At 47.7% G+C, this 17,849-nt stretch carries 16 protein-coding genes; 11 read left to right on the top strand and 5 right to left on the bottom strand.

What is annotated here, in order from left to right; all coding sequences use genetic code 11:
* Window positions 1-396: 396 nt before the first annotated feature.
* The 4 genes from V7051_RS20590 to hrpA form a co-directional block, all read right to left on the bottom strand.
* Window positions 397-1,398 (bottom strand): DUF4238 domain-containing protein, encoded by a 1,002-nt coding sequence (locus tag V7051_RS20590; protein ID WP_333878215.1) that lies wholly within the window; start codon window positions 1,396-1,398, stop codon window positions 397-399.
* Between the two features lie 85 nt (window positions 1,399-1,483).
* Window positions 1,484-1,888 (bottom strand): type II toxin-antitoxin system VapC family toxin, encoded by a 405-nt coding sequence (gene vapC / locus V7051_RS20585; RefSeq protein WP_333878213.1) that lies wholly within the window; start codon window positions 1,886-1,888, stop codon window positions 1,484-1,486.
* Window positions 1,888-2,082, bottom strand: coding sequence for a type II toxin-antitoxin system VapB family antitoxin (locus V7051_RS20580; RefSeq protein ID WP_333878211.1), 195 nt, complete (start codon window positions 2,080-2,082; stop codon window positions 1,888-1,890). The genes vapC and V7051_RS20580 overlap by 1 nt, the downstream gene beginning before the upstream one ends.
* 120 nt (window positions 2,083-2,202) lie before the next feature.
* Complete coding sequence (gene hrpA / locus V7051_RS20575; protein WP_333878210.1) at window positions 2,203-6,156, bottom strand: ATP-dependent RNA helicase HrpA; 3,954 nt, start codon at window positions 6,154-6,156, stop codon at window positions 2,203-2,205.
* Between the two features lie 291 nt (window positions 6,157-6,447).
* Here hrpA and V7051_RS20570 point away from each other — a divergent pair, with 291 nt between their 5' ends.
* Complete coding sequence (locus V7051_RS20570; RefSeq protein ID WP_333878209.1) at window positions 6,448-7,014, top strand: putative metalloprotease CJM1_0395 family protein; 567 nt, start codon at window positions 6,448-6,450, stop codon at window positions 7,012-7,014.
* A 23-nt stretch (window positions 7,015-7,037) separates the two neighbouring features.
* On the opposite strand, the gene V7051_RS20565 is transcribed toward V7051_RS20570, so the two are convergent.
* On the bottom strand, window positions 7,038-7,778 hold the full coding sequence (locus tag V7051_RS20565; RefSeq protein WP_333878208.1) for a DUF434 domain-containing protein: 741 nt from the start codon (window positions 7,776-7,778) through the stop codon (window positions 7,038-7,040).
* A 195-nt stretch (window positions 7,779-7,973) separates the two neighbouring features.
* On the opposite strand from V7051_RS20565, the gene V7051_RS20560 reads away from it, so the two are divergent.
* From V7051_RS20560 to V7051_RS20515, 10 genes are all read left to right on the top strand, one after another.
* A complete protein-coding gene (locus V7051_RS20560; protein WP_333878206.1) occupies window positions 7,974-8,336 on the top strand; it encodes a DUF4186 domain-containing protein in 363 nt (120 codons plus the stop codon).
* 192 nt (window positions 8,337-8,528) lie between these two features.
* Window positions 8,529-9,218 carry an aquaporin Z gene (gene aqpZ, locus V7051_RS20555; RefSeq protein WP_333878204.1) on the top strand — a complete coding sequence of 230 codons (690 nt, stop codon included), beginning with the start codon at window positions 8,529-8,531 and terminating at the stop codon, window positions 9,216-9,218.
* Between the two features lie 97 nt (window positions 9,219-9,315).
* Window positions 9,316-9,945: an isochorismate family cysteine hydrolase YcaC gene (gene ycaC / locus V7051_RS20550; RefSeq protein ID WP_333878202.1), complete on the top strand. Its 630-nt coding sequence runs from the start codon at window positions 9,316-9,318 to the stop codon at window positions 9,943-9,945.
* A gap of 82 nt (window positions 9,946-10,027) precedes the next feature.
* Window positions 10,028-10,435: a VOC family protein gene (locus tag V7051_RS20545; RefSeq protein WP_333878200.1), complete on the top strand. Its 408-nt coding sequence runs from the start codon at window positions 10,028-10,030 to the stop codon at window positions 10,433-10,435.
* A 40-nt stretch (window positions 10,436-10,475) separates the two neighbouring features.
* Window positions 10,476-10,922, top strand: coding sequence for a YybH family protein (locus V7051_RS20540; RefSeq protein WP_333878199.1), 447 nt, complete (start codon window positions 10,476-10,478; stop codon window positions 10,920-10,922).
* A gap of 59 nt (window positions 10,923-10,981) precedes the next feature.
* Complete coding sequence (locus V7051_RS20535; protein ID WP_333878198.1) at window positions 10,982-11,512, top strand: SRPBCC family protein; 531 nt, start codon at window positions 10,982-10,984, stop codon at window positions 11,510-11,512.
* 102 nt (window positions 11,513-11,614) lie between these two features.
* Window positions 11,615-12,088, top strand: coding sequence for a VOC family protein (locus tag V7051_RS20530; protein ID WP_333878196.1), 474 nt, complete (start codon window positions 11,615-11,617; stop codon window positions 12,086-12,088).
* A gap of 175 nt (window positions 12,089-12,263) precedes the next feature.
* Window positions 12,264-12,425: a hypothetical protein gene (locus tag V7051_RS20525; protein WP_333878194.1), complete on the top strand. Its 162-nt coding sequence runs from the start codon at window positions 12,264-12,266 to the stop codon at window positions 12,423-12,425.
* 507 nt (window positions 12,426-12,932) lie between these two features.
* On the top strand, window positions 12,933-15,785 hold the full coding sequence (locus V7051_RS20520) for a hypothetical protein (protein WP_333878193.1): 2,853 nt from the start codon (window positions 12,933-12,935) through the stop codon (window positions 15,783-15,785).
* Window positions 15,782-17,845 (top strand): hypothetical protein, encoded by a 2,064-nt coding sequence (locus V7051_RS20515; protein ID WP_333878190.1) that lies wholly within the window; start codon window positions 15,782-15,784, stop codon window positions 17,843-17,845. Before V7051_RS20520 ends, V7051_RS20515 begins: the two co-directional genes overlap by 4 nt.
* Window positions 17,846-17,849 lie beyond the last annotated feature (4 nt).

Here is a 17,849-nt window from a genome sequence, read left to right as displayed (position 1 = left end):
GAGATTGATTCAGAGAAAAACAGTTCTGACTATGTGGTTGGGGCGTGCGCTTACGCTGGAAACCCGAGTTCTGCTGCAAGAAGCGCCAAGAGTCCAGCACAATATTGACGGTTTCCGGGCGGGTAAATAGCGGTAACCAGCGGTTTACCGTTGCGGTTAGGAAGTGTGGACAAGGGTTACATTGAACGCGGTAGCGGCTTCTAGGCATGATTACCCCTTTTTTGGTGATGGTGGACGGGAAGCTGGAGCTTCCACGACTGGGTTCCCAAGCTGGAGCTTGGGAACCAGCGCAAACAATCAATAACTTACAGAGCATTTTCTGCTGTTTTTTAGTGATTTTGATAATACTTTCACAGCCTCTGGAGCTTGGGAACCAACACAACGTTAGGAACGGGATTACAAACACCATTTCGATTGAGATGTATATATCTCATCGTCCGCCCAATTAACTGTTATTTTGTTGTATTCTCTGATCATTTGGCTATCAATATACCTAATCATAAAGTTTTTATTGAGTGGTTTATAACCTCTAATCACCATGCCAACTTTTGGAGACAATGGGATAAATCCATGGATTTCAGAAACATTAGACAAATGTTTTTTTCTATTTCCTAGCGATACGGCTGGAGAGTTAGAAGTGATAAAACTATCTTGTGAATTACTTAATAGTAGTTCTACTGAAAAGCTAGTGTTGGATAAATCATTAGCGAAACGGATAGATTCAATAAATAGAATTGCTTTAATTAAGTTATCTTTTTGCTCCTCAGACAATCGTTTTTCTGTGCCATCACGAGAAATAGTGAAGCTTTTAATACTTGTGCCTATAGATTTTCTCATCTTTTTGCTTCTAAAAAGCTGTACTGCATAAAAGCCAACTAAGTCCCTTAAGTCAAAATTTCCATTAATAAGATCCTTGATATAATCTTTCGGACATTCATTTATCTTATTTATTGTTTTCAGGAAAGCGGTTTCTAATTTTTCATATTTGTCTTCTAAGAGGTTTTTATTTACAACATCTAATTTTGCATGATTTTGACCTAGCTCTTTCTTATATAAATCAACCGCAAGCAATAGTTTCAGTTCATTAATAATGCCTATAACTAATTCATTAGCACCTTGATATTTGTAAACGAGCATGTCGTAAATGTCTTGGTCAATGCAGAGCTTATTGAAATATCTTTCTTGTGATATATCCATCAAGTCAGTGCAGAATCGATTCTTTCTAGTGCCATTTATACTCCAAACCCAGACACCTTCGCTCTTTTTACCTTCTTTGGCTTCTCTTTTTGCCATCCAGTTTTTTAAATATCCACGAGGTACATAATGCTGCTTTTTTTTAGGATTTAGGTTCATATTAAGGGAGAATATTCCGGTTGTCGTATAATCATCTTTAGTCATGCAAACATATACGAAAAAAAAGGTTTCAGGTCTTGCATTGCGCATTTACTTGGATAGAGAAAATAAAAAAACTATATCCTGCCCATTAACCCTGATACAACCTCAAATCACAAAATCCCGCCATCTGCTCAAAATCCTTATCTGCCGTTAATAACGGTGAATTATTGGCAATACAAATCGCGGCAATAAGGCAATCGGTTGCACTTGTTGCAATGCCGCCCTGCCTGCAACGATTGACAATCTGGGCGGCTAAAACATGATGCGCTTGACTTGCAAGAACCAGAGGAAAAGCAGCCAACAACCCTTGCAAGCGTTTAAACTGCGCCTCCTCGCGCAAACCTGACAACAACTCCTGCATCACTATTCCTGTTACCGCCAACGGCGCATCTTGTGAGATTAACTCGTGTAATTGCAGAACCTCTTTTATCTGTATTGCGGAATTTGAACGCCGAAAAGCCAGTGACCAAACAGAGGTATCGACAAAAATCATCAGCGCTTCTCACGTGCTTTTTTATAATCGTAAGTTTCATCAAAATCAAAACTGCCGAATGCTTCAAGTACCGCCTTGCGTTTACATTTTTCAATATAAGCTTGCAAAGCGCTATTTAAAGTTTCTTTCTTAGTCTGATGAAGACCTAAACGCTGGGCTTCATTTAATAATTCCGGGTCGCATAAAATTGTCATTTTGTCACCTTTATCTTTATTGGATTATCATCACTGGAGGATGAATAATTACAAACGTTACCGCATTATAATCCCACTCCGGTTATGCACAATGCCGATTGGATGCGTGCAACACAAGCTCTACCCTCTCTCATCCCAAGCCTTATCCATCCGCTTTACCGAAACCGGATAAGCCGTTTTAAGCTGCTGCGCAAACAGCGATACCCTGAATTCCTCCAGCATCCAGCGATAGGGATCATGCTCCGGGATAACCTTGTCTTTTTTGGCTTGCTTTTGCACGTCCTGCCAAAACCGCGTCGTATAACGATTGGCTTCCTGGACTTTTTGCAGAATGTTATCCCGTTTATCCAGCCGGTATTGCACGGCCTTCAAATAACGAGGTATCGCTTTAAGCTGCTGGTACGGCGTGTTGCGAATGAACCCGGCATAAATCATCAAATCCAGCTGTTCGTTAATGTCCTTAGCCAACGGATCATTCGCATTCAAACGGTTCAGCTGTGTTTTGATAGCGCCATACAGCTCCATGATTTCCAGCGCGATTTTACCGGCTTCATTGGCGGCGCTGATCAGCCCGGATTTGTTCTGCTGCAAAGCTTGTTCAAAAGCCTGCTGGGTACGGATGGTCCGGCCTTCAATAAATACGCCGTATAGGGCTACATAAAGTATGTCGTCTTTATACGAAACCTCAGCGTCGCTGCCGACAATAGGATGTTTTGGCAAGCGGTTATAGGTCAATTCCGCGGCCGCCGACTTCGGCATGTTTTTGCTCACATAGGTGCATTCCTTGCGCAGTTGCAATTGGAACAGGCGCATTAATCCGGCTTGATGCTGGAGCGCGGCTTTCTGCTCGGTATCGAAAATGCGCACGCCGACCGCATCGCCTTCGTCGATAATCGCGGGGAATCCGACAAAGGCTTGGCCTTTCTGGATAAACTGGTAAGTCTCCGGCAGGTCGTCGAACGCCCAGCCGATGCAGCCGGTGTAATTGAGTTCGTCGGAGGCAATCTGGTCGAAGCTGTCTCCGGCTTTGGCGGTATGCTTGAGCTGCAATTTTTTCAGGTCGCGCCCGTAATCAAGCAGTTGGCCTTGATCGTCTATGACCCGAAAATTCATCCTCAAGTGATCGGTCAAGGTTTCAGTATTCCAGGCATTGAGCGGAATCGCCTCGCCGGTCAGTTTTCTTAAGCGATTGCCCAGCCATTCCTGCAACGAGCCTTTAAAATCCGGCTCGATTTCAAGACACTGCTTGACGGTTTCAGGCACTGGTACAAAGTGCTTCCTGATGTTCTTGGGCAAGGCTTTAATCAGCGCGATACATTTTTCTTCGAGCAAGCCCGGCACCAGCCAATCGAAAGCCGTTTGCGAGACTTGATTCAATTGATGCACCGGGATGATCGCAGTTACGCCGTCTTCATCATGGCCCGGCTCGAAGCGGTATTGCAGCGGGATGGTCAGGTTGCCGATCTTCTTGCTGTCAGGGAAATCCCATTCGTTGACAAAATCTTCTTCCTGCTCCCGCGTTAAATCCTCCTTGGTTAAAAACAGGATTTTCGGATTGTCACGTTCCGCCGTTTTACGCCAAGTATCTAAAGTCACGCCGCTGACTACTTCGGGCGGCAGTTTGCTGTCGTAAAATTCATAAAGCCACTGCTCATCCTCGACCAGATCGACCCGGCGGCCTTTATGCTGGATCATGCCCACTTCTTCGAGCAGTTTCTGGTTGGCGACATAAAACCGCGCGTTGCTGTGGTAATCATGATCGACCAGCGCCGAGCGGATAAAAATCTCCCTGGCGGCCTTGGCATCGACATGGTCATAGGGGATTTTGCGCCCGGCTTGCAGCGTCAAGCCGTGCAACAGGGTGCGCGAAGACACCATACAGCGCGCACCTTTCTTTTCCCAATGCGGGTCGTAATAGTTGTGTTTGACCAGATGCTCGGCGCATTGTTCTATCCATTCCGGCTCGATCCGGGCGACATTGCGCGCATAAACCTTGCTGGTTTCAACCTGCTCGGCCGCCATGATCCACTTGGGTTTGAGCTTATGCAGGCCGGAACCGGGAAAGATGAAAAACTTCAGGCCGCGCGCGCCGAGGTATTCGTATTGCTCATGGCGAAAGCCGATATTCGATAGCAAGCCCGGCAATAACGCGCGATGGATTTTTTCATAACCCGGATCATCGGTGTTCGGGTGCATTTTTAAATCGCCCTTAACCACCTGCATGATTTGCGCGTGGATATCGAACCATTCGCGCATCCGCATATACGACAGGAAATTGTCGGTGCAATATTTGCGCAGCTTGCTGTTGGACAGGTGTTTTTTCTTGTCCTCGTAAGTATTCCAGATATTTAAAATGGTTAAAAAATCGGACTCGGGATGACGAAACGCCGCGTGTTTGGCGTCGGCCTGCTGCATTTTATCGGCCGGTTTTTCGCGCGGGTCTTGTACGCTTAACGCGGAAACGATAATCGCAACTTCGGTCAGGCAATGCTCATGCGCGGCAGCGACCAGCATCCTGGCAAGCTTGGGATCAGTCGGGAATTTAGCCAGTTGCTTGCCGACTTCGGTCAGCTTTCCCGATTTATCCAGAGCATTGACTTCATGCAGCACGGTTTTGCCGTCACGGATCATCTTGTCTTCGGGCGGCTCGATAAACGGGAAGTCTTCAATGTCGCCGAGATTCAACGAGATCATCTGCAAAATAACCGCAGACAAATTGGTGCGCATGATTTCCGGCTCGGTAAACTCCGGCCGGGCCAGATAATCATTGTGCGAATACAACCGGATGCAAATACCTTCGGCGACACGGCCGCAGCGCCCTGCCCTTTGGTTGGCGGAAGATTGCGAGATGCGTTCAATCGGCAGACGCTGGATTTTGCTGCGATGGCTGTAACGGCTGATCCGCGCGTGGCCGGTGTCGATCACGCAACGGATGCCCGGCACCGTCAATGAAGTTTCCGCGACGTTGGTCGCCAGTACGATGCGCAACTTGCCGCCTTTGGGTTTGAACACCCGTTCCTGCTCGCTGACGCTGAGTTTTGAATACAGCGGCAGAATTTCATATTGGGTCGGGTGGTGTTTTTTTAATGAATCGGCAGTTTCCCTGATTTCCCGCTCGCCGCTCAAAAAAATCAAAATGTCGCCGCGCAAATCCCGGTACAGCTCGTCAACCGCGTCGAGTATCGCGTTTTGCAAATCGTCGGTGGTCTCATCAAGGGCTGTCCCTGCCCTTGCCCCTTCGGGCGCGTTGCGTGCCAATCCGCTCCAGGCGGATTGGTCATCGGCTTCTTCATCGTCTTTTTGCTCGATCGGACGGTATCGCACGTCCACCGGATAAGTACGCCCCGACACTTCGATAATCGGCGCGTTGTTAAAGTGCGTGGAAAAGCGTTGCGTATCGATGGTTGCCGAGGTGATGATCAGCTTTAAATCGGACCGTTTCGGCAGCAGCCATTTCATGTAACCGATCAGAAAATCGATGTTCAAGCTGCGCTCATGCGCCTCATCGATAATGATGGTGTCGTATTGATTCAAGTAAGGATCGTTTTGCGACTCGGCCAGCAAAATACCGTCGGTCATCAATTTAACCAGCGATTCGGCGTGGGTTTTATCGTTAAAGCGGATTTTGTAACCGACCGACTTGCCCATTGGTTCGCCGAGTTCTTCCGCAATGCGGTCGGCGACGGTGCGCGCGGCAATTCGCCTGGGCTGGGTATGGCCGATAAATCCTGCCGCGCCCCGGCCTATCGACAGGCAAATCTTGGGCAGCTGAGTGGTCTTACCGGAGCCGGTTTCGCCGCAAACAATCACTACCTGATTATCCTGTATCAGCTTGGCGATATCGTCTTTTTTGCCGGTAACCGGCAAATCGGGGAATGTCAGCACAGGAATACTGGCTAAGCGCTTGTTCCTGGCCGCAACCGATCTTTCAATGCGGCTCGCCAGCGCGTTTAATTCTTCCACGGATTTCTTGCTGCGGCAGCGGTCTAACTGTCGTTTTAAAACGTGCCTGTCCTGGTTAAGACAATGGGGTAACTGATGGGTGAGTTGCTTGAAAAGATCGGGGTTGGACATCAAAAACAGCCGGATAAATTAGAATATTATACGTTAATTGTCATAATGACTCAGCCCTATCCGAAAAGCCAACTTTGAACTGCCAAAGCAAGCTTTGGCAGTTCAAATAACCAAGATACCGGAGTTCAAAGCTTGCTTTGCAATGTCAAAAGTTATGTGATAAAGAGATTGAGTGATCGAACGCCGGCTGGAATAAGCAATGACAATTCATGTGCATTTTAACTTTATCCATAGACTATTAACCGATTGTTTATTAAACTTCAAACTGTTCATCTGATGTGAAGGTGCATCATGATTTCTTCGGTATCCGGTAATAGATCCACTACTTGGCAAACTGATTATTCCCAGCGGCAAGCGGTCGCCTCTTCGACAGCCAACCCCGATCAGGATGTTCAACAAGACCCCGCATTAAAAACAGATAATTCCGCTTCAACAAGCAATAAAAAAACCGTCGAGCTCTCCGAATCCGACCTGAAAGTCCTCAACGAACTTAAACATAGAGACTCTGAAGTCAGGACGCATGAGGCCGCGCATATGGCAGCGGCCGGCGGCATTGCCTCGGGCGGCCCCAGTTTTGAATACCAGCAAGGCCCCGATGGCATTCAGTACGCAATTGGCGGCGAAGTTAATATAGATACTTCCCCGGTTCCCGGCGACCCGGCTGCAACATTACGAAAAGCCGATACCATCAGGAGAGCCGCACTGGCTCCCGCTGAGCCCTCCGGCCCGGATATGCAAGTTGCGGCCAGTGCGACTGCAATGGCCGCTCAGGCGCAAGTCGAATTGTTGAAGAAAATCCAGGATACCCAAAACGGCAATAAAGACCATCTTGGAACAAGAATCAACCTGTCGGCATAAGCGTATCGTTTAAGTTGCAGGTCTTATTCAGGCTTATTCAACGCGCCTGAAAAATCAATCAACCAAGGCTCATGAAAATGGTGTGTTATCAGGTAAGCACTCAGGTTTACCCATTGTACGCCTCCGTCCAATATCGCTGAATCTGAGCTGATAGCGACATTACAACTGCTCCGAATGACTTGGTCGGGGTTATCGGTCAGCTCCGCCTGCCAGTTCCAGCAATAAGTATTGGCAATATCCCGTACCATCCCGGCAAGCCGTCCGCTATTGGAGACCGGTTGATCGAACAACCACAGCACATTTGCAGGAGAAAAAGCTTGCAGCACATGACCAATAAGCTCAATCGATTGCCGGGTTTCATGCACCTGCCGGTATGTGCCGTGAATACTGGCGATATCCCGTATACAACCATCGCAACAGCGCAGTAATAATCCTCCGGCCATAGCCGTTTCAACGGAAATAATCAGATTAAACCCGTCAATAACCAATGGCCGGTCTTTGATTTGCTCAATCCGCAGGCAGGTTGCCTGTCTTAATTCGCGGCTGATATTCGAACAGGCCGCCCTGGAAATAGCCAAACGTTGACGCTTGACAAGCTGATGATGGTCCCCTACCAATTGAGTAACCGAATGCCGTGCATAACCGCGATTAAGCAACCAGCAGAATTCATAAACCGCATCCTGTAAACGAAGCAATTGTTCGCCGCTGAACAATGCCCGATCATTCAGATGCATGCTGCGATGTCTTTGTTCGTGAGTATTCATACGCACTCAATCAGGATTCAGAACTTGATTCATATTAAAACATCTGCCGATACTGAAACAGTATCCAGCGATCATGAAAAGGTTTCCGTCGCCCGAAAAATGAAAATATTTTTGGACGTAAGATAGATTAAGCTTAGCGTATCCCCTTTACAATTTTACAATTTTGCAATTTTTACGGTAACTATAAATATCCTGATGAGAGATTTAGACGAACTCTTTGAGACACTCTCAAAGTCGGCTTTCCGCCGTAAATTCCACCTCCAAGGCAAAGATATTGTTTATTTGCATACTAAAGGATTGCCGACGGTTATCGTCCATGCCGAAGACTTTATCGCAAAGCGCCTGGCACCGGCAGTACTGAAAAATGACGGTAAACAAACCCCTTTTAGAGGCCATCCTGTTTTTGTAGCGCAACATGCAACAGCCTGTTGCTGCCGCGGCTGTCTGGAAAAATGGCATCGAATAGCAAAAGGCCGGGCGCTTACTACGGATGAAGAAGCTTATGTACTCAAAGTCCTTGAGCGATGGCTGCGGAATGAAATGAAAAAGCTTGCTTAAAAAACAATTGCCATACGAAGAACTCTCTGGCATTCCACAGTCACTGTTGATATACGCTAGCGTGTATAGGTGTTCATACGAATTGTGTATCCAACCCAGATATTGATATTTTAATAAAAAGCACACAGAAACTAAATGATCACGATCGCTTGTTAAGCATCATAGTCAAAAGCGTAAAGGAAGATAACCTACATGAAAATATACCTTGCGGAATTTCTGGGGACATTTTGGCTGGTTCTTGGCGGGTGCGGCAGTGCTGTATTGGCAGCGGCGTTCCCTCATGTCGGTATTGGATTGCTCGGGGTTGCGTTGGCTTTTGGTTTAACGGTGCTCACCATGGCTTACGCAATCGGGCACATCTCCGGTTGCCATTTAAATCCGGCAGTTTCCGTAGGACTTTGGGCGGGTGGTCGTTTCCCGGCAAACCAATTGCTACCTTATATCGTCGCTCAAGTATTGGGTGCTGTTGTTGCGGGAGGCGTTCTTTATCTTATTGCCAGCGGCAAGGCAGGCTTCGATGTATCAGCGGGCTTTGCCGCCAATGGTTATGGCGCCCATTCGCCAGGCGGTTACTCCCTGCCTGCGGCATTAGTCGATGAAGTGGTTATGACTATGATATTTCTGTTCGTCATTCTCGGTGCGACCGACAAACGTGCGCCGCAGGGAATGGCGCCTATAGCTATAGGTCTTTGCCTTACTCTAATTCACCTAATCAGTATTCCCGTAACCAATACCTCCGTAAATCCTGCTCGCAGTACCGGTGTCGCCGTCTTCGTTGGCGATTGGGCTCTTGATCAGCTTTGGTTATTTTGGCTGGCGCCGGTCATTGGTGCGGTACTTGGCGCGCTAATCTATAGATTCATCGGCAGCGCGGAAAATTGAAATGCATAAACCCAATAATCGCACGACCACGCACAATGAGGCGATACACCAAGGCACGGCATGTAAACCACATTGAATCCATGAAAGAGGTGACAGTATGAGCAGTACTTATCAATACCGCCGTATTTCCAAGGAAGACGCGGCAGTTCTTTTCGTGGATCACCAGTGCGGCCTGATTACGTTAGTACAGGACTATCCGCCCAGCGAATTCAAGAACAGCATCATGGCCTTGGCCGATATGGCAAAGTTCTTCAATCTGCCGACTATCCTCACCACCAGTTTCGAGACGGGACCGAACGGCCCCATTATGCCCGAACTGAAAGAAATGTTCCCCCACGTTCCGTTTATCCCCCGTCCCGGCCAAATCAACGCCTGGGACAATGAAGATTTCGTCAAGGCCGTGAAAGAAACCGGCCGCAAGCAACTCATTATCGCCGGTATAGTGACCGAAGTCTGCGTAGCATTCCCAGCGCTATCTGCGTTAGAGGCAGGTTACGAGGTCTTTGTCGTCACCGATGCATCCGGCACATTTGACCAAGCCAGCCGTGAGGCGGCATGGCTTCGAATGGCGACCGCAGGCGTGCAACTGTTAAATTGGTTCGCCGTGGGTTCCGAACTGCAACGCGACTGGCGCAACGACATTCAGGGTTTCGGCAAGCTTCTTTGCGGCCATACTCCTATCTACCAAAGCCTGATGATCAGTTATGCCGCTAAAAGCCGAGCCTGACAACACACTTAGGCTGCGTTTATGGCCGACATTAACGTTGTATCACTGATGCTCGTGCACTCTACTTTCAAAAAGAGAAAACATGGCGGCTAAAATTTTTGTAAATCTACCAGTAAAAAATATCAATAAGTCTGTGGAGTTTTTTACTCATCTCGGTTTCACGTTCGATTCCCAATTTACTGATGAAACAGCCACTTGCATGGTTGTGGCTGAAAATATTTTTATCATGCTCTTAACCGAAGCCAAGTTTAAGACTTTTACTCCAAAAGCAATTTGCGATGCGACAAGCTGCACGGAAGTGCTTGTATGCTTGACCGTGGAGAGCCGGGAAAAAGTCGATGAATTGGTGGGTAAGGCTGCCGCCGCAGGTGGAGCTACCTATAACGACCCGCAAGACCATGGCTTTATGTATGGGCATGGATTTCAGGATTTGGATGGCCACATTTGGGAAATCATCTTCATGGAAGCCGGTGCAATAAATCAAGACTAAAACACACAGACTAACAATTAATATATATTAAGAGATGCCGATGATAACCGAAACCGCCAAAACGCACGACAAAACCCAGATCCGCCAGCTTATTAACGATCAAATGAATGCTATTTGCGCGAAGAATGCGGATCAGGTCATGGGCCATTATGCAGTAGATGCCATTATTTTCGACACGAAACCGCCGTTCCAAATCGAAAATACACATGAGCTTCGCCGCGCTTGGGAGGCATGCTTGCCCCGCCTCCCAGCCTCCTTCGGGACAGAAATACGCGACCTTGGCATTTTCGTGAGCGGCGACTTGGCGCTCGCCTACTGGTTCTGGCGCTTTACCGGGATGGAAAAAAATCATCCAGTCATGCAAACGTGGATAAGGAGCACTGCCGGTTACCAGCGCCATCAGGACATCTGGCAGATCGTACATGAGCATTGCTCGGTCCCGTTCGACCAGGAAATGTCTAAAGCCATATCCAGTCTCGAATCTTAACCCGATCCAATAGCAAGTCCCGAACCGACTTGATTTTAATCACCATACCGGAATAATAAATGACCGAGACAATTGTTGCCATAACCATCGTTCTATTCGCCGCCCTGCTGATCTATGCAGCGACCAGGCCTGATATGTTCCGTGTCTGGCGCACGACAAGTATCAAGGCGTCACCCGACAGGATATTTTCACTGATCAACGATTTCCACAATTGGGATGCCTGGTCGCCCTACGAAAAACTCGATCCGGCAATGAAGCGAAATCTCAGCGGTCAGCCGCGTGGTAAAGGCGCCGTGTATGAGTGGGAAAGCGACAGCTGTAAAGCAGGTGTCGGACGTATGGAAATCATCGAATCGTCGCCATCGTCCAAGATCGCTATCGAACTGGATATGGCTAAACCCTTGGAAATTCGCAGTATTGTAGAGTTCACGCTGGAAAGCAAAGACAATACGACTCAAGTCGTATGGGACATACATGGCATTAATAGCTACGTTGGAAAAATCAGGGGAATTTTTTGCAACCAGGACAGCATGATCGGCAAAGATTTTGAGGACGGTCTTGTCAATCTAAAGACTATCGCCGAGAGATAAGCTGTAATGGCTCATTCAAACTAAACAATACGACTGCTACGCGATGAAGCTACGCAAGGCCTTATTTACAATGCAATATCTTTAATTAAGGAGGAACATACCATGACAGTAAAACCAATTCCGGATGGATACCACTCTATTACCCCGTACCTGATGATTAAAGGCGCAGCCGAAGCCATTGAGTTTTACAAACAGGCGTTCGGTGCAATTGAAATATTCCGTTTATCGCACCCAAACGGCCAAATCGGACACGCCGAAATCAAAATCGGCGATTCCTCAATCATGTTGGCCGACCCTTGCGAACAACAAGGTGCATTCCGTACCCCCCAATCACTGGGCGGTTCGTCGGTTGCCCTGCATATTTATGTGAAGGATGTAGACGCTCAATTTGCTCAAGCTGTTAGCGCAGGAGCAAAAGAAATCAAGCCGGTGCTGGATCAGTTTTACGGTGATCGCACAGGAACTCTAAAAGATCCTTTCGGACACATTTGGTTCATTGCTACCCACAAGAAAGACATCTCTCCGGAGGAAATCAGCAAGCGTGCAAAAGAACTCTTTCAACAAAGTACCGTCTGATAATTGTGTTTGGCAAAGGTCATATGGACTACCTTCCCCGATGCTGGTTTTGAATATACTTTAAACGGTCAAGTTTTCGGTTTTGCAATTCGCCTCAGCATACCCTGCCTAAAAACCGGGAATATGACCGTTCTTAGCCCTGACTTATCGTTCAGAATGTTTCAAGCCGAATCCGATGAGCTTGATAAAAGCGCGTAATCAACAAAAACTCGTCCCTGCTGGGCTTGAATTCTGCTTTCGCGGGTTAAGTCCAACCCATCATTTGGCTGAAAGCTTTGATACAACAACAGCTAAGACGCTTTCCATCAGTAATTTTCCGCTTGGCCGTGACCGCTGAACTGCCCGATATCTCAGCCTTTGGGGAGAAAAGCCATAGTTGCCCAAGGATAGTCGCGCACTCGATGCACTGGCCCAACAATTTGAATTCCATCAATATCGGCTTACATTTTTATTAGGCCTAATTTTCCCAGAAAAATCATTCTAGGCTCACAGAAAAATCAGCTTTGGCTGGCAGACTTCAGCAGCTTTTTACTCCACAATCAAACGTCGTCAAATCGCACAGACTTGCATGATTAGCGTGCGTATCGTATTAATTTTGTTACGAATCTTATGAAGCCATTCGCGCTGAACCTGTCAAAGCATGCAATTAGACACAACGAACCCTATCTGGCTTTACGTCTTTAAAACTTTGAAGCCAGTCCGGAAACAGACGAAAAAAACTTTACCCTCAAATTGACAATATCACGAAGACTTACAGATACATGCTTAAAAAAATCGCCTTGAATTATGTTAACGAAACCTGTTTGGACATCATCATATAAAACCAGTAACCCAGGAGAATAGTATGGCTACCAACAAAAAATTGACCGACTTGATTGATTACACGTCAGTGCTTCCCTATGCCAGTGAAATATTTGGTATTTATCAGCCGCTGATCGGTTGGAAGTCCAAAAGGATTGAGCATCGTTTCAACCAGGGTTTCCATAAAGATAAAATTAGACTTTTGGAAAAGCTGAAACAGCAGTTTATCGGTTTGGTCGATATACATTACGATGACGATTGCCAAGTGCGTATCCAGATAAAACCTGGGATGCTGGAAACAGGTAAATTAAAAGCATTCGATAGCATCGTCTTGGAAAAAGTCGCCGACCGTCTCCCTCCCTATGGGAACTACACAACTAAAACTTGGGCGGAAGTTATTAGCGATAAGGAAATTGACCGTATTTTCAAAGAATCCGTCGTTCCCAAATACAGGGATTTTTTCTCGGAACATTGCCGTGAAGGCAATCAAACTCCTCTGATAGCCATGTCGACCCATAGTGTGGACCCGAGCAATCGCAGCAATTTCTTTAAACGCGCGTTTGAAAACCAGTTACGTTATGAGTCATCCATGGCCGGGGTCTTGCTGTATTTGACTCAGCATAAGAAATACACCGAGCTTGCGAATATATTTTACAACGTGAATGATAATTCGCTTAAAGCCGTTGAATTAATTAAAGCTTTGTCCGCTCTGCAAAGCATGGACGGTTATCTGGATCTGTCCAACCTGAATCCGAGAGACCAGGATCATTTAAAACGAGTCGCACTTTCGCCGATCAGCGTAGTGCATTTGTTCCGCCAATATTTCTTTGAACTCGATAGTTTTTTGGGAACGCCGGTCAGCCATGTCTGGCTCAGCCCTGGGGCAACAGTTGAATTGATTGAGATTCAAACACGCAGGACCCTGGTTGAAAAAACCTTGGAAACTTCGATGGACATCACAACCAAAGCAGAATCCGAAACAACCGACCAGGACGAGATCAGCGATGCAGTAAAAGAAGACAATAAACAAGACATTAAATTCGGCGCCAGTATCAGTGCTTCCTATGCTTCGGTAACGGCCACGTCGAGTTTCGATTATAACAATTCCCAGCAAACCGCCAGGGAGGAAACCCATAAACGGATGCGCCAGCAAACCGAAAAACTGTCCACGGAAATCCGTAAAAACTATAAGACAACCTTTAAAACAATCACCGAAACCTCCGATACCTCCAGCAAACGTTACCTGTTACATAACGAGACCGGCGACCTGCTCAACTACGAGCTTAGACGGAAGATGCGGCAAGTTGCGGTGCAAGTGCAGGACATCGGCAGCTATTTATGCTGGCAAACCTATGTTGACAGGCCGGGTGAGTCTCTGGGTGTGGCCAAATTGATGCACATTGCCAAGCCTGCCGAGCTGGATGGACTGCATGCACCCGACGAGATCCCCATGTTGCAGCCGTTCCCGGAGAACAAAGTCGTCACCCTACCCTTCATATCCATCGAAGATACTGACGCCGATAACGAAGACGAGGTCTATAAAGACGGTGTTGAAGTGGATAATTCGGAATTTTTGGGCGTATTGGAAAAGATACAGTCGGATTTTCCGATCAAATGCATTTGCCCGAAAGGCAATTATATCCTCGGCAATGTCGAATTCGACGGCCAAGGAAAACCGGTGGCAGCGTCGCTTAAAGGAGAAATTACCAACAAAAACAATGAAGCCAGCTTCACATTGCATTTAAGTTCCGTCGATTTTCAAGGCCAAAACAGTGTCCAGGTCAAGCTGACCTTACATTGGGTTCCCGCGGAGGGGGCCAACGATGAGGCAATCAAAAAGAACAAAGAAAATGTTGCCCTGTTTACCGCCAAAGAAGCGGCCGAATACCAAAAAGCGTTTGTCGAAACGGCCAAGGAAAGGATTAAGCTTTCGCACCAAATCAAACCGCGTCCCAGCGAAGATCTCCGTGAAGAAGAACGGATAGTCGTTTACCGTAAGCTTATCCAGGACATGCTGACCAACGGCATAAGCATGCCGGACGACAGTACTCGCCATGTGGTGGCGGAACTGATCAACTCCATCTTCGATGTGGACAAGATGCTGTATTTTGTCGCTCCCGAATGGTGGCGGCCACGCTTGAAAAAATACACCCAGCAATTGGATAAATCCGCCGTTACACCGACGAGCCAGCTTTCAGGCATTGATGCTTACGCCCAAGGCATTGTCAAAAAAATCTACGAAATAGCCGCCAATAAAACCAGTGACGAGCTGACACCCAACACGGTTGGTTGGGGCGGCGTCGAAGACCCGAACCGGGACAATTACTACATTACGGAAGACTCCGAGCCTGCAAAGTTCGGCAGTTCGCTGGGATGGCTGCTGCAACTGGATGGCGATAATATGCGTAATGCTTTTTTAAATGCTCCGTGGGTCAAAGCCGTCATCCCTATCAGGCCGGGAAAAGAGGAAGCGGCGGTCAATTGGCTAAAAGGTGTGGAAGGCTTTAACGGTATCGGTAACACGGATATCTATCAAACCAATAATCCCAACGAAGTGGATATCAACGGCAAGCCGTTGAACGGCCAGAAAATGATCGACGTCATCATGGATTTGGCGAAAAAAATCCAAAAGAAACATCAGGAAGGCATCGAAAACGGCAAATATCCCAAGCAAGATGAAGTGTCCGATCCTGCATTGGTTGACGAAGACAATGTAGTTACATCCACGCCGATTGATCGTGTTTATGAACACGGATTTTTCCCGTTGCCGGGCGGCTTCCGTGCCAATGTCAAAGGCAATTACGAGATATTCGACCAATGGCTGGAAATCTTGCCGACCGACCAGGTTGTACCGGTAGAAGTCAAATACGATCCTAAAACCGGGCGGCAACTGTGACCACTCGTTACGTCAACGCGAAGAAAGGCAAGGCTTCAGGCAAATTCGACAAGCCCGTCTCTCCGGCACGAAAAATCAGCCAGGCCTTAAAGGTTGCAAATTCCGGCGACATCATAGTCATCCAGGATGCTGCAACCTATGAGGAAGACGAACTAACCATTGATAAAGCCATTACGATCATCAGCAGTTATGCTCAGGCCAATCCGGGCCTTGATCCAACCAGCGCTACATTCGATGTGAAAAAACTGCCCAAACTTCGGCCTAAGGCAAAAACGAAAAAGCGTGTATTGCGGATTATCGGCAGCCCTGCCACACGGGCCAGTGCTGGGCCGGTCGTTATCAAAGGAATCCGGATTAGTGGCGGTCACGCCAAACACAGCAGTTCCGATCCGGGACTTGGCGCGGGCGGTGGCATTGTCGTGGTCGACATCGATAATGTGACTATTGAGCGCTGTGTAATTAGCGGAAACACTACAGAAACCCTACCGATAGGCACTTGGCCGGAATCGGATCGTGTGGCGTTCCGTAATGCGGTAGTGGATTTGGTGGGTGCGATTGTTACGGTTAGCTTCGAAACCTACCTCAATACTTTATTGGGTCTTGTTAACACTGCGTTGACAGCGGCAAGTTTAGCTGCAATTCCGTTATTCAGCCGAAGCTCGGTACTGACTAGTATCGAGAAGGCTTTCGACCTTAAACTCAGTTCCGGCCGCCCGAACCATTGGTTAGCCGGGCAAGCTTTCGGCGGCGGAATTGCGGCGGTATGGGCCAGTCCTACAATAAAAAAGTGTTTGATACGGAATAATATCGCCCAAGGAAGAGGTGCCGGCGTCGCCGTGGTCGGTTACGGCTGGCCGACTATAGACGCGTGTTTGATTGACCAAAACCACTCAGGCAACACAGGCCGCCGTGATGGTGGCGGCATAGGTTGTGAGATAGCGCTTCCCGGCAAAATGTCCCGCAATTTATCCGAAATCGATTTGATCAAGTTCCTGACCGGCAAAATTGTAGGGGTGAAAACCATGATCGGCTCACCGATGTCTTACATTTCATTTTCCGACATTCTCAGCTACGCCAAATGGTTGGCAAACCCGTCGCAGCCCAGCCCGCCGGTGAGAGGTATTAAAGCCATCATTTTGGATTTAATTAACGCCCGTTGGGATCAGGCATTGGATCATCTGTTTTATTTTTTTGCCAGTTCAGCCTTAAGCCGCAATCGCTGGGACGCCTGGAATAAAGATGAAATCGACCGGGCGCAAAAAAATGCAGTGATTATTAACCAATGCATCGTGTCGAAAAACAGGTGCGCGGATGATGGCGGCGGCTTATATGCTTCGGTGTTGTCACGTGCCCGCATCTCCAGCTCTAAATTCGTTAACAATGTTGCCGAAAGCAGCGGCGGCGGAATACGTTTGTCGATGGGTTCGGCGGCAGATATTAAAGACTGTGAATTGACCGGTAATATCGCGATGGTTAATGATCCGACTAATAAACTGATAGCGGGAGGCGGCGGACTTTCAGCCCGTAATGTCGATATAAACCTATCGAACACCCGTATTGGGCCAAGCTCCGGCAATATCGGGCCGGATTCGAATGTGACCAGTGACCATGCCGGCGGCGGTTTTGCATTTCAAGCCGACACTGAAGGTAATTTGGCCGGCATCCCGGATTTATGGACAGCCATCATGGTTGAAGTATTCGGGGTGCGTTCGTTAAATGTTTCGGTGAGCGTCAATTGCGCGATTACCAATAATGGAGCCGGATATGATGAGCAACGCAAAGTCATCAGCAAAACCAGCAAGGCCAAAGGCGGCGGTATTTGGCTTTTGCAGGGCGCCTTCCCGGATGCGCCGAAAGTGGCATTCAAAGTTGAGTCCGTCGCGAGCAATGTCCGGGGAAATACTGCTCAAACCAAAAGCTATTCGTCCAAAGTCCAATCGGGCGTTACCATAGCCAATGCAAATGAGGTCTGCATCCAGGATGTCATTAACCATAAAGAATGGACAAACACGAATTACAGTTCTCTGCTGTCCGGCGGGACGCTGAATTTCACCCCGTAACCGG

The organism is Methylobacter sp., from assembly GCF_036845245.1.
Lineage (GTDB): Bacteria > Pseudomonadota > Gammaproteobacteria > Methylococcales > Methylomonadaceae > Methylobacter_A.
Note: the sequence above shows the minus strand (reverse complement) of the source record. Positions and strands in the feature narration are given on the sequence as shown.

Bases quoted from the DNA above. Each gene is read 5' to 3' on its own strand.
- V7051_RS20590 (WP_333878215.1), bottom strand. From the start codon at position 1,398: ATGACTAAAGATGATTATACGACAACCGGAATATTCTCCCTTAATATG.
- vapC (WP_333878213.1), bottom strand. From the start codon at position 1,888: ATGATTTTTGTCGATACCTCTGTTTGGTCACTGGCTTTTCGGCGTTCA.
- V7051_RS20580 (WP_333878211.1), bottom strand. From the start codon at position 2,082: ATGACAATTTTATGCGACCCGGAATTATTAAATGAAGCCCAGCGTTTA.
- hrpA (WP_333878210.1), bottom strand. From the start codon at position 6,156: ATGTCCAACCCCGATCTTTTCAAGCAACTCACCCATCAGTTACCCCAT.
- V7051_RS20570 (WP_333878209.1), top strand. From the start codon at position 6,448: ATGATTTCTTCGGTATCCGGTAATAGATCCACTACTTGGCAAACTGAT.
- V7051_RS20565 (WP_333878208.1), bottom strand. From the start codon at position 7,778: ATGAATACTCACGAACAAAGACATCGCAGCATGCATCTGAATGATCGG.
- V7051_RS20560 (WP_333878206.1), top strand. From the start codon at position 7,974: ATGAGAGATTTAGACGAACTCTTTGAGACACTCTCAAAGTCGGCTTTC.
- aqpZ (WP_333878204.1), top strand. From the start codon at position 8,529: ATGAAAATATACCTTGCGGAATTTCTGGGGACATTTTGGCTGGTTCTT.
- ycaC (WP_333878202.1), top strand. From the start codon at position 9,316: ATGAGCAGTACTTATCAATACCGCCGTATTTCCAAGGAAGACGCGGCA.
- V7051_RS20545 (WP_333878200.1), top strand. From the start codon at position 10,028: ATGGCGGCTAAAATTTTTGTAAATCTACCAGTAAAAAATATCAATAAG.
- V7051_RS20540 (WP_333878199.1), top strand. From the start codon at position 10,476: ATGATAACCGAAACCGCCAAAACGCACGACAAAACCCAGATCCGCCAG.
- V7051_RS20535 (WP_333878198.1), top strand. From the start codon at position 10,982: ATGACCGAGACAATTGTTGCCATAACCATCGTTCTATTCGCCGCCCTG.
- V7051_RS20530 (WP_333878196.1), top strand. From the start codon at position 11,615: ATGACAGTAAAACCAATTCCGGATGGATACCACTCTATTACCCCGTAC.
- V7051_RS20525 (WP_333878194.1), top strand. From the start codon at position 12,264: ATGAGCTTGATAAAAGCGCGTAATCAACAAAAACTCGTCCCTGCTGGG.
- V7051_RS20520 (WP_333878193.1), top strand. From the start codon at position 12,933: ATGGCTACCAACAAAAAATTGACCGACTTGATTGATTACACGTCAGTG.